The following is a 12,807-nucleotide window of genomic DNA, read 5'->3' on the forward strand; positions in this document are numbered from 1 at the left end:
TGCACAGGAAGTGCCGATCCCATGCTTATCAAGGATGAATTCCCCGAATTTTGCCTTAGGGAATTGCCATGACGCGCTACATCCGCCAGTTTCGGGCCCTCCCGCACGCATTGCTTCTGCCTGCCTCGCTATTGCTGCTCACCAGCAATCCTGCCTCGGCGGCGTGCACGCTGGTTCCGGGCCCAGGCAACGACAACTTTACCTGCGACAGCGGCACCAGCGGTTCGCTGACTGATCTTGCCGGCAACAACAGCCTGACCTTGCCGGTCAATGGCACGGGCCGAATCAATGGCAGCGTGACCTTTGGCGCCGGCACCGACCGCGTCGAAATAAACTCCGGGGTGATTACCGGCGCGGTCAGCCAGGGCAACGGCATCGATGACTTCGTCATGACTGGCGGCTCGATTGGCTCCCTCGCCCAAGGCGACAGCCGTGACACCTTTCTCATGACCGGCGGCACCATCGTCGGCGCCTTTGAAGACGGCGATGTCGCACGCATGACGGGTGGCACGATCGGCCGCGTCGACATGAAACTCGACAACAATATTTTCGACCTGTCCGGGGGGCAGATTCTCGGCAATCTGGTCACGGGGTTCGGCACCGACACGATCATCGTCTCCGGTGGCCGCATCGGCGGCAATATCAGTGTCAGCGGCGGCAACGACAGCATCACCGTGACCGGGGGCGAAATCCTCGGCGAGATCCGCGCCAGTGTCGGTGACGACCGATTGCTTTGGGACGGCGGTGGGATCATTCGTTCGGCGATCCTGATGGACGTCGGCAACGACAGCGCCACCCTGCGCAATCTCGATGACAGCATTCTTGCCCTCACGCCGAGCGTCGACGGCGGTGTCGGCAGCGACACCCTGACCTTCGATAACACCCGCACGGCACTCCCCGCACGCTTTATCAATTGGGAAACAGTCAACCTGAGCAACGCTTCACAACTGGATCTGGGCTCAGGCAGCCTGGTACTCGGCGATGCCGGCACGGGCAGCGGTGCATTGAACATCGATGCCAGCAGTACGCTGTTTTCAACTCAGGGCACAGTATCGGCCGCGGTGGCCGGGCAAGCCGCGACGCTGACTAACTCGGGGGTCATCGACCTGACCCGTGATAACAGCCGCACCGACGACACCCTGACCGTACAAGGCAACTACGTCGGCAACAACGGCCAGTTATTGCTGCAAAGCGTCCTCGGTGGCGACAACTCACCGAGCGACAAACTCGTGGTCAATAACGGCAGCCTGAGCGGCGCCACGGTCATCAGCGTGACTAACCTCGGCGGATCAGGTGGGTTGACGCAGGTAAACGGCATTCAGTTGGTGCAGGCGCAAGGCAGCACGGTCAGTACTGATAACGCATTTACCCTGAGCAGCCGGTTGTCCGCCGGGGCCTACGATTACTACCTGTTCAAGGGTGGCGTCACCGCCGGCACGGAAAACAGCTGGTACTTGCGCTCCGCCGTGGTCGCGCCGCAAGTGGTCAGCGTGCCCAACCCCGATCCAAGCCTGCCACCGATTCTGGTGCCAGTGGTGGCTACGCCGATAGCAGCGGCCATCAGCCCCCTTGCCGTGGCCGCCGGCCAACCCGTACCGAGCCCAGCCTTGCCTGTCCTCCCGGCAGCCGTGCCGGGCGCCGAACCGATTCCGTTGTACCGCCCGGAAGTACCGACGTGGTCGGTGTTGCCACCCGCTGCCGCGCAACTGACGCTCAACGCTCTGGGCACGTTCCATGATCGTCAGGGCGATCAGCGCCTGCTCAGTGAAACCGGTGCATTCGGTGCCGGCTGGGGCCGGGTTTACGGAAAAAACATCGACCAGACCTGGGCCGGCACCGTTACACCGCGTCTGGATGGATCGCTCAACGGCTTTCAGGTCGGCAATGATCTGTACAGCTCACAGACGGCTGGCGGCCAGACTCAGCGTGTCGGTTTCTTCGTTGGCCACAGCCGTTTGCAAGGCGACGTCGACGGTTTCAACGAGGGCTTTGAGGACAACAGCGCCGGCAAGATCAAACTCGAAGGCGACAGCTACGGCCTGTACTGGACGCTGACCGACCCGTACGGCTGGTACATCGACACGGTGGTGATGGGCACCCGCTTCGATGGCGACAACCATTCTGATCGCGGGCTCAAACTCGACAATCGTGGACATGCCCTGACGCTGTCTGCCGAAGCCGGTTATCCATTGCCGATCAACGACACTTGGGTGGTCGAACCGCAAGCCCAGGTCATCCACCAGAAAATCTCCCTCGACAGTCAGGATGACGGCATCTCGCGGGTATCGTTCGACTCCGACGGCGCATGGACCGGACGCCTCGGCGCACGCCTCAAAGGCCGTTATCAGGTCAGCGGCCTGCCGATTGAGCCGTATGTGCGGGCCAATCTGTGGCACACATTTTCCGGTACTGATTCGGTAACCTTCGGCGACAGCGACGTGATTACCACGGAGCAAAAATCCTCGACGGCGGACATCGGCCTCGGTCTGGTCGTGACCCTGGATCGTGCCGTGAGCGTGTACGCCAGTACCGATTACAGCCGCAATATTGACAGTAATGACCTGCGCGGCGTGTCGGGCAACGTGGGCATCCGCATCAGTTGGTAAACCTTCCGTCGGTAATGGAAAGCCTTTGAGCCGGGGTATCAAAGGCGATTTTCCATGCAAACAATCACTTAGTTATGTAAAGAAAAACAAACGCTTGCACCGCACAATTTACCCCTACCGCTCATCGTCCAGGTTCTTGACGCGCGCAAGTACGTCTTCTTATCTCTACCTTACTACCCCCGGAATCACTGTCCGGGGCGAGCCTCCGGACACTCGCGAAATCGAGCGGCCACGACTCGCCCCGCTCCATTCGGTCGCCCCTCGTTCGGGGTAGGAGAGACGCCACATCGAGATGCCCAATGCGCCTGCAAGGTAGACCTCCATGAAAATTTCATTCACCCCACACGAGATCAAAATCACCTTTTGCACAGTGTCGAGTTCAATCTTGCTGTGCTCGTCCATGGAGGCCCAGGCCAGCCCTGCGGCGGATGAGACCGATCCGTGGTACCGAGAGAATGTGCCGGTGATGACCTTGCCCGCGACGGTGATCACCCCCTACCCGCAACGCTTCAGCCCTCGGCCGGATTTGCAGGGCACACGCTTGATCACCGAAGACCTCGCACCTTCGGCGTGGGATGAGTTATATGGGCGCAGTGCCCGTCAGGCGCAAACCGATGTGCTGTCGCCGGGGTTCGCCACACCGGGCAGCGACGCTTTCAAAGGTCCGGCGGTGCTGACGCTGCAAAGCGCCAGCCATACCCAGAAGATCGGGTTGATCGGCGGCCTCAATCAGATTCAGGCAAACGGCAATGGCTTGATCACTACCCGTGCCCTCTCCGACCCGACCACCGACACGTTGAACTTGCAGGGCCAAAACCTCGGCGCTTATTACAGCCTGATCGGTGCCCAGGGCTGGCACGTCGATCTGTCGGCCAGCGGTGGCCGGGTCAGCGGTTTCAGCCGCAACGAACAAAGCGCTCGGCAAGCCACCGAAGGCAGCGCGATGACCTTCTCCGTGGAGGGTGGTTATCCGATTGGCTTGAGTGAGAACTGGGTAGTCGAACCGCAGGCGCAATTGATCAATCAGCGGATTACCCTTGATACGCCGTATGCCGGGTCGGGCAATGCCTCATCGACCGATCTGAGCGCGTGGAGTGGCCGCGTCGGCGCACGGCTGAAAGGCAGTTACGATTTGAACGGTTTGCCGGTCGAACCCTACGTTCGCACCAACCTCTGGCACACGGTGTATACGGGCAACACGGTGACACTGGATCAGGTCGACAAGATCAGCAGCAGCCGCAAGTCATCGACCGTCGAGTTGGGATTGGGCTTGGTGGCGCGGGTGACGCCGGCTGTGAGCCTCTATGTGAGTGCCGATTACAGCAGCGATGTCGATGACAATGACCTCAACGGACTGATCGGCAGCCTCGGCGTGCGGATGCGCTGGTGAATCTGGATTTTTTAGAGTGTCCGGGCTGACGCCTTCGCGAGCAGGCTCGCTCCCACATTAGATTGCATTTCTCCAGTAATAACAGCCTGGAACGCGATTCCCTGTGGGAGCGAGCCTGCTCGCGAAGACGGTGGATCAGCCCATAGAAATGTTGAATGTCATGCCCTCATCGCGAGCAGGCTCGCTCCCACAGTGGATTGCATTTCTCCAGTGAGAACAACCTGGAACGCGATTCCCTGTGGGAGCGAGCCTGCTCGCGAAGACGTTGGATCAGCCAATGAAAATGTTGAATGTCACGCCCTCATCGCGAGCAGGCTCGCTCCCACAGTGGATTGCATTTCTCCAGTGAAAACAACCTGGAATGCAATTCCCTGTGGGAGCGAGCCTGCTCGCGAAGACGTTGGATCAGCCAACAGAAATGTTGAATGTCACGCCCTCATCGCGGGCAAGCCCACTCCCACAGTGGATTGCATTTCTCAATTGAGAACAGCCTGGAATGCAATTCACTGTGGGAGCGAGCCTGCTCGCGAAGACGGTGGATCAGCCAATTGGAAATGTTGAATGTCATACCCTCATCGCGGGCAAGCCCGCTCCCACAGCGGATTGCATTTCTCCAGTAATAACAGCCTGGAATGCAATTCCCCGTGGGAGCGAGCCTGCTCGCGAAGACGGTGGATCAGCCAATGGAAATGTTGAATGTCACGCCCTCATCGCGAGCAGGCTCGCTCCCACAGTGGATTGCATTTCTCCAGTGAGAACAACCTGGAACGCGATTCCCTGTGGGAGCGAGCCTGCTCGCGAAGACGGTGGCTCAGCCAATAACAATGTTGAATCTCATACCCTCATCGCGGGCAAGCCCACTCCCACAGTGGATTGCATTTCTCCAGTGAGAACAGCCTGGAATGCAATTCCCGTGGGAGCGAGCCTGCTCGCGATGGCAGCAACTCGGTCTCGGATCAACCCTCAGGCTTGAGGATCAATACGGCCAGCGGTGGCAGGTTCAGTTCCAGCGACAATGACTGACCATGGCTCGGCACTTCCTCGGTAAACGCCCCGCCGCCATTGCCGTAGTTGGAACCGGCATACGTGTCGGCATCGCTGTTGAGCAGTTCAGTCCAGCGCCCGGCAAACGGCACGCCGACCCGATACGCTTGACGCGGCACCGGCGTGAAGTTGGCCACCACCAGCACTGGTTTGCCCTCCTTGCTCCAGCGCAACCAGGCGTAGACACTGTTGATCGCATCGTCGCCGATCAGCCATTGAAAACCCTGCGGCGCGTCGTCCTGATCGTGCAGCGCCGGCTCCTCGCGATAGAGCCGATTGAGGTCGCCGACCAGTTTCTGTACGCCTTTGTGCTCGGAGTACTGCAGCAGATACCAATCGAGTTGCTGATCGTGATTCCACTCGCGCCATTGCCCGAATTCGCAGCCCATGAACAACAGCTTCTTGCCCGGATGGGTCCACATGAAACTCAAATAGGCACGCAGGTTGGCGAACTTCTGCCAGCGATCTCCAGGCATTTTGTCGATCAGCGAATGCTTGCCGTGCACCACTTCGTCATGGGAGATCGGCAAGATGAATCGCTCTGACCAGGCGTAGACCAGGCCAAAACTCAACTCGTTGTGGTGATGCGCGCGATACACCGGATCCTGCTGGATGTAATGCAGCGAATCGTGCATCCAGCCCATGTTCCACTTGTAGGCAAAACCGAGGCCGCCCTGCTGGGTGCTCTGGCTGACGCCTGGCCACGCCGTGGATTCCTCGGCGATCACCAACGCGCCCGGCGCTTCCAGCTCGACCACGTCATTCAAGTGCCGAAGGAAATCGATGGCTTCAAGGTTTTCCCGGCCACCATGGCGATTCGGCACCCATTCACCGGCCTTGCGCGAGTAGTCGCGATAGAGCATCGAGGCGACCGCATCAACCCGCAGACCATCGATATGGAAATGCTTCAACCAGTGCAGCGCCGAAGCAAGCATGTAGCCATGTACTTCGGTGCGGCCGAGGTTGTAGATCAGCGTGTCCCAATCCTGATGGAAACCTTCCAGCGGATTGCCGTACTCATACAGCGCGGTGCCGTCGAATTGCGCCAGGCCATGGGTGTCAGTGGGGAAATGCGCGGGTACCCAGTCGAGAATCACCCCAATGTCGGCTTTGTGGCAGGCGTTGACGAAGTCACCGAACTGCTCGGGGGTGCCATAACGGGCACTCGGGGCAAACTGCGAAAGCAACTGATAACCCCAGGAACCACCGAACGGATGCTCCATGATCGGCATCAATTCGATGTGGGTGAACCCGAGTTCCTTCACGTATGGAATCAAGCGATCAGCCAACTCGGGCCACGTGTACTGACGGGCGACTTCGCCCAGATCATCCAATTCGCATTGCCACGAGCCGGCGTGCAACTCGTAGATCGACAACGGCGCCGAATGTTTCTGCCGATCCCGGCGGCTGTTCATCCAGTCGTGATCCTGCCAGTCGACTTGCAGCGGCGCGGCGACTTTAGACGCGGTGTCCGGCGGCAGGCTGGTGGCCAGCGCCATCGGGTCGGCCTTGAGCGGCAGAATCCCGTGGGCACCGAGAATTTCGTATTTGTACAACTCACCCGCTTGCAGGCGCGGGATGAACAACTCCCAGACCCCGGACGGATGCCGCAAACGCATCGGATGCCGACGCCCGTCCCAGACGTTGAAATCACCGACCACCGACACCCGCCGAGCATTCGGTGCCCACACGGCAAAGCGCACGCCATCAACACCCTCGACGGTCATCAGTTGCGCGCCGAGGCACGAACTGAGATCACGGTGATTACCTTCGGCGAACAGATACAAATCCATTTCACCGAGCAACTGGCCGAAGCTGTAAGGATCCTCCGCTTCCTGCTCGCCACCGGCCCAGCGGGTACGCAAGCGGTACGGCCGTGCGTGGTCGAAGTGCCCGACAAACAGCCCCGGCGTTTCGCTCTGTTCCAGCGCACCGCGCTCTTCACTGCTGTCCTTGTCCAGCACTACAACACTCAGCGCACCCGGTAAATAGGCGCGGATAAACTGCCCGCCGGCGCCATCACCGTGCGGACCGAGAATGGAAAATGGATCGGGATGTTCGGCACGTACCAGCGCGTCGATGTCTTTCGCCGACGGCAGCAGTGCCTCTTTGACCTGACCCTGTTCCTTGTTCGAGAAACTCATGACTACTCTCCACCAAGATCGGAAAAGGGTTTAAGCCCTGTCAATAACCCGTACAAACCGTGCAACGGCACGGGCAGCCACGTGGGGCGATTTTCGGCTTCATAGGCCACTTCATAGGCCGCCTTCTCCAGGCCGAACAACGCAAGCGCGGCGTCGGCGCCATCAGGATCTTGCCAGGCATGATCAAGACTAGCTGCCGCTCGGCGATATGCCTGAACAAATGCCTCACGCGCCTCGCGCAGATAACGTTCGGCGACACGTTGACGTGCGCCTTCGGATTCAGCGCTGTGATCAACGTTGTGTACGTTGATGGTCATCGCCGCTGCGTAATCGAAGGAACGCAGCACGCCACTGACGTCCTTGTACGGACTGTGTTTGCCGCGACGCTCGCTCAATGGCCGCGCCGGTTCACCCTCGAAATCGATCAGGTAGGCGTCGCCCTTGATCACCAACACTTGGCCCAGATGCAAGTCGCCGTGGACGCGGATACGCAGACCGCCGACGGCCTTCTTCGCCAGATCCTGCACGTGGGCGAGGATGGTTTTTTTCTCATCGACCAAGCGTTTGACCAGCTTCTGATCTGCAGCATTGAGCTCGCCCTGATGCTGCTTGAGCAACTTCAACGCATGCTCGACCTGTGCGGCGACATCCTTGCCGGTGGCCTGCATATCCTTCGCCGTACTGGCTTGCGGAGCGAAGTCGGCATTGTCGGTCGGGGCTGCGAGCACTTGATGCATCTCACCCAGTCGCTGCCCGAGCATGCCAGCGAAGTCCTTCAATTCGCTTAGCGCGTTGTAGTGCTGTTCCTGCTCGGACATGGCATCGGCCAGTTCGTCGCGCAACGCCCGTTCGAGGTTGTTCTGCGTCCATTCCCAAGCATCGCCCTGATTGCTCAGATAACCCTGAGCGATCATCAGCAGGTTGTCTTCGCCCTGCGCATCGCGGCGAATCACCGAACCGAGCAGCGGTGAGATATTGGCAAATCCGGCAGCGGTCAGGTAAGCGCTCATCTCCAGTTCCGGGTGGACGCCGGAGGCGACTTTACGGATCAGCTTGAGCACCAGGCTGTTGCCGATCACCACCGAACTGTTGGACTGCTCGGCCGACAGATAACGCACTTCGGACTCACCGCCGAGGTTGAGTGTGTCCAGCAGCGGCGTCGGCTCGAAGCGAATTTCGCCGTCGGCAGATTCCAGCACGGTGTTGTTCTGCATGCCTTGCAGTACGGCGCGGATAAACGCTTCGAGACTGAAGGCGTCAGTGATCAAACCGACCTGACGCACTCGACGCACGCGGGCCAGTGCCAATTGTTGCGGCAGCGCCGCGCCAACCTGATCTTCCGAGATAAAGCCGAACGGCAATTGATAACGGCTGGTCTGGCCGCCGCTGGTGACTTCGATTTCGCTGAGCAGCACCGGGTGCTGGGCATCGCCGAAGCGCACGCCGTAGGCCATATGCACCTTGTCGACGGCCGCGTCCTTGCCAGCGAACCAGCGCCGGTTTTGCAGCCAGCTCGGCAGAATGCCCTGCTCCAGCGTCGCGCGGGACGGCGCTTCGAGCAGTTCTTCCATGCGTTTTTTCAGCACCAGCGTGGTGAAGTCCGGCAGGCTCTGCGCCGGTTCGACGTGCCAGCTTGGCATCTGGTTTTCGGTAGCCAGGGCGAACCAGTAGAAACCGTACGGCGCCAGCGTCAGGAGAAAATTCAACTGGCCAATCGGCGGGAACGCGTTACCGCCGAGCATCTCCACCGGCACCATGCCGACGTACGCCGACAAATCCAGCTCCGCCGCTTGCGCACTACGCGACACGTTGGCCACGCACAGAATGATTTCGTGCTTGCCATCGGCATCGGTGAATTCGCGGGTGTAGGCCAAAATGCGTCGATTGCTCGGCGAGAGCATCTTCAGCGTGCCCCGGCCGAATGCCTTGGATTGCTTGCGCACGGCGAGCATACGCCGCGTCCAGTTGAGCAACGAATGCGGGTCACCGGCCTGGGTTTCGACGTTGACCGACAGATAACCGTATTGCGGGTCCATGATCGGCGGCAGCACCAGACTGGCCGGATCAGCGCGGGAGAAACCACCGTTGCGGTCGATCGACCACTGCATCGGCGTCCGCACACCGTCGCGGTCGCCGAGGTAGATATTGTCGCCCATACCAATTTCATCGCCGTAATACAGAGTCGGCGTGCCCGGCATCGACAGCAGCAGGCTGTTGAGCAATTCGACGCGACGACGATCACGCTCCATCAACGGCGCCAGACGCCGACGAATACCGAGGTTGATCCGCGCCCGGCGATCAGCGGCGTAGTAGTTCCACAGGTAATCGCGCTCCTTGTCGGTGACCATCTCCAGCGTCAGCTCATCGTGATTGCGCAGGAAGATTGCCCACTGGCAGTTGGCAGGTATTTCCGGGGTCTGGCGCAAAATGTCGGTGATCGGGAAGCGATCTTCCTGGGCCAGGGCCATGTACATGCGCGGCATCAGCGGGAAGTGGAACGCCATATGGCATTCGTCGCCATTGAGGCCGTGGGCGTCGGTGTCACCGAAATACAGCTGGGTGTCTTCCGGCCATTGGTTGGCCTCGGCCAACAGCATGCGGTCAGGATAATTGGCGTCGATCTCGGCACGAATCTGCTTGAGGACGTCGTGGGTCTCCGGCAGGTTTTCGTTGTTGGTGCCGTCACGCTCGATCAGATAAGGGATAGCGTCGAGGCGAAGGCCGTCAATGCCCATGTCCAGCCAGTAGCGCATCACCGACAGCACCGCTTTCATGACTTGCGGGTTGTCGAAATTCAGGTCGGGCTGGTGCGAATAGAAGCGGTGCCAGAAATATTGGCCGGCGACCGGATCCCAGGTCCAGTTGGACTTTTCGGTGTCGAGAAAAATGATCCGCGTGCCGTCGTATTTCTGGTCGTCATCCGACCACACATAAAAGTCCCGCGCTGCCGAACCGGGTTTGGCTTTGCGGGCACGCTGGAACCACGGGTGCTGGTCGGAGGTGTGGTTGATGACCAGCTCGGTGATCACCCGCAAGCCGCGCTTGTGCGCCTCGGCGATAAAGCGCTTGGCGTCGGCCATGGTCCCGTAATCGCTGTGTACACCACGGTATTCGGCGATGTCGTAACCGTCGTCGCGACGCGGCGACGGGTAGAACGGCAGCAGCCAGATGGTATTGACGCCGAGTTCGGCGATGTAGTCGAGCTTGGCGATCAAGCCGGGAAAGTCGCCGATACCGTCGTTGTTGGAGTCGAAAAACGATTTGACGTGAACTTGATAAATCACCGCATCCTTGTACCAGAGCGGGTCTTTGATAAAGGTGGCTGCCTTGGGTTTCTTCGCCATGTGAAACTCCTGTTGAATTCTCTGACACCACAAAAATGCCGCTGAAATGAGGACACCTTGTGGTGAGGGGATTTATCCCCGTTCGGCTGCGCAGCAGTCGTAAATCCGGAAAACACGGTGCATCTGAATAAAAGCGGGGCCGCTTCGCAGCCCAACGGGGATAAATCCCCTCACCACAATGTTCCGTGCATTAGTTCAATCTGTAGTAATCCGCCAGATGCCGAACGGCTGGTAAGCCGGGTCCAGGCGCATGAACTGATATTTGCCGTGCCAGTCCCAGCGATGCCCGCTCATCAAGTCTTCGCCATGGGTCGTTGCATCGTCCGGCAGGCCCATTTCCCACAACGGCAGCTCAAAATTCGCCTCCTGCACGTTGTGCGGATCAAGGTTGACCGCCACCAGGATGAAATTGCTGCCATCGGCGCTGCGCTTGCCGAAGTACAGAATGTTGTCGTTCCAGGCGTTGTAGACCTTCAAGCCCAGATGGGTGTGCAGCGCCGGGTTCTGCCGGCGGATGCGGTTGAGCTGGGCGATCTCGGCGATGATGTTGCCGGGTGCCGTAAAGTCGCGGACGCGGATCTGGTATTTCTCCGAATCAAGGTATTCCTCCTTGCCCGGCACCGGCGCTGCCTCGCACAGTTCATAACCCGAATACATGCCCCACAGGCCCGAGCCCATGGTTGCCAGCGCCGCGCGAATCAGAAAACCGGCACGCCCGGATTCATGCAGAAACGCCGGGTTGATGTCCGGCGTATTGACGAAAAAGTTCGGCCGGTAGCATTCGCGCCAGGGTGATTCGTTGAGTTCGGTGAAGTAAGCGGCGAGTTCCGCCTTGGTGTTGCGCCAGGTGAAATAGGTGTAACTCTGCGTGTAACCGACCTTGCCCAGCCGCGCCATCATTGCCGGCGTGGTGAATGCCTCGGCAAGGAAGATCACTTCCGGGTACAGCGCCCGCACATCAGCAATCAGCCATTGCCAGAACGGCAGCGGTTTGGTGTGCGGATTGTCGACGCGAAAGATCTTCACGCCCTCCTCGACCCAGCCGATGACGATGTCACGCAGCTCGACCCAGAGGCTCGGAATTGCGTCCGGCGCATAGAAGTCGACGTTGACGATGTCCTGGTATTTCTTCGGCGGGTTTTCCGCGTATTTGATCGTGCCGTCCGGCCGCCAGTTGAACCAGCCCGGATGCTGTTTGAGCCACGGGTGATCCTGGGAACACTGAATGGCAAAGTCGAGGGCGATCTCCAAGCCATGGTCAGCGGCGGCCGCCACCAGTCGGCGGAAGTCTTCGCGGGTGCCGAGTTGCGAGTGGATCGCCTCGTGGCCGCCCTCCTCGCTGCCGATCGCATAAGGGCTGCCGGGATCATCCGGGCCCGCGGTGAGGGAATTGTTGCGGCCCTTGCGGTGCGCACGACCAATCGGATGGATCGGCGTGAAGTACAGCACGTCGAAACCCATGTCCTGGATCATCGGCAATCGAGAATGCACGTCGTTAAAAGTGCCATGACGGCTTGGATCGTCGGTGATCGAGCGCGGAAACAGCTCATACCAACTGGCGAACTCGGCCAGTTCACGCTCGACATCCATGGGGAATTCGGCGCTGACACTCAGGTAGGCGCGATGATCAGCCTCAGCCATCAGTTGCGCACTGTGCGAGTGCAGGAACAACGCAACCTGCTCGGTTTCGAGCAGGCCGGACAGTTCGTGATGCAGGGCCGCGAGTTGTTCGCTGAGCTGGCCTTCGCTGCGTTCGGCGGCCTGTTGCACCATCGTTCGGCCTTCTTGTAGCTCCAGCGAAATCGGCACTGCAGCGCTGTGCTTCTTCTCCAGTTCGTACTGAAAACTGGCGAAGTGGTCGATCCACGCCTCGATGCAATAGAGGAAGCGCCCCTGATGCTCGGGGCGGAACTGGCCTTGCCAGCCGTTATTGCCCTGGTCGGCCATGACCTCGCTTTGCCAGACCTCCTCGCCTTCCTCGCGCCAGCGAATGCGTACCGCCAGTTTGTCGTGGCCGTCGGCGAAAACCTTGCAGGTGACCACCACTTCACGGCCGGCAATCGATTTCACGGCAAACTGCCCGCCATCGAGAGTCGGCATGGTGTTTTCAATAGCAATGCGTGGCAGCAGCAACGCCTGCGACAGTGGCATGTGCGGGTTGTAGCTCAGTTCAGACGATTTTTCAGCAGTCATTGAGCATCTCTCCTTAACGCCCCAAGGACGCTCTTGTGCCGGATCAGTGTTCACAACAAGACACTGGCCCCGTCATGAACTCGCTT

General features: G+C 59.7%; 5 protein-coding genes. 2 read left to right on the forward strand and 3 right to left on the reverse strand.

The annotated features are described in order from the left end of the window. The first annotated feature begins 68 nt into the window (after positions 1 to 68). Positions 69 to 2,606, forward strand: a complete 2,538-nt coding sequence (locus tag JFT81_RS03055) for an autotransporter outer membrane beta-barrel domain-containing protein (RefSeq protein WP_201226067.1) — start codon at positions 69 to 71, stop codon at positions 2,604 to 2,606. Positions 2,607 to 2,928: 322 nt separating this feature from the next. After that, positions 2,929 to 3,996: an autotransporter outer membrane beta-barrel domain-containing protein gene (locus JFT81_RS03060; RefSeq protein ID WP_201226068.1), complete on the forward strand. Its 1,068-nt coding sequence runs from the start codon at positions 2,929 to 2,931 to the stop codon at positions 3,994 to 3,996. 956 nt (positions 3,997 to 4,952) lie between these two features. Here the strand turns inward: JFT81_RS03060 and glgB are convergent. From glgB to JFT81_RS03075, 3 genes are all read right to left on the reverse strand, one after another. Further along, positions 4,953 to 7,184, reverse strand: a complete 2,232-nt coding sequence (glgB, locus tag JFT81_RS03065; RefSeq protein WP_201226069.1) for a 1,4-alpha-glucan branching protein GlgB — start codon at positions 7,182 to 7,184, stop codon at positions 4,953 to 4,955. Between the two features lie 2 nt (positions 7,185 to 7,186). After that, positions 7,187 to 10,528: a maltose alpha-D-glucosyltransferase gene (gene treS / locus JFT81_RS03070; RefSeq protein ID WP_201226070.1), complete on the reverse strand. Its 3,342-nt coding sequence runs from the start codon at positions 10,526 to 10,528 to the stop codon at positions 7,187 to 7,189. 195 nt (positions 10,529 to 10,723) lie between these two features. Beyond that, positions 10,724 to 12,721: an alpha-1,4-glucan--maltose-1-phosphate maltosyltransferase gene (locus tag JFT81_RS03075; protein ID WP_201226071.1), complete on the reverse strand. Its 1,998-nt coding sequence runs from the start codon at positions 12,719 to 12,721 to the stop codon at positions 10,724 to 10,726. Positions 12,722 to 12,807 lie beyond the last annotated feature (86 nt).

It is taken from the genome of Pseudomonas sp. TH43, from assembly GCF_016650635.1.
In the GTDB taxonomy this organism is placed as follows: Bacteria; Pseudomonadota; Gammaproteobacteria; order Pseudomonadales; family Pseudomonadaceae; genus Aquipseudomonas.

Bases quoted from the DNA above. Each gene is read 5' to 3' on its own strand.
- JFT81_RS03060 (WP_201226068.1), top strand. From the start codon at position 2,929: ATGAAAATTTCATTCACCCCACACGAGATCAAAATCACCTTTTGCACA.
- glgB (WP_201226069.1), bottom strand. From the start codon at position 7,184: ATGAGTTTCTCGAACAAGGAACAGGGTCAGGTCAAAGAGGCACTGCTG.
- JFT81_RS03075 (WP_201226071.1), bottom strand. From the start codon at position 12,721: ATGACTGCTGAAAAATCGTCTGAACTGAGCTACAACCCGCACATGCCA.
- treS (WP_201226070.1), bottom strand. From the start codon at position 10,528: ATGGCGAAGAAACCCAAGGCAGCCACCTTTATCAAAGACCCGCTCTGG.
- JFT81_RS03055 (WP_201226067.1), top strand. From the start codon at position 69: ATGACGCGCTACATCCGCCAGTTTCGGGCCCTCCCGCACGCATTGCTT.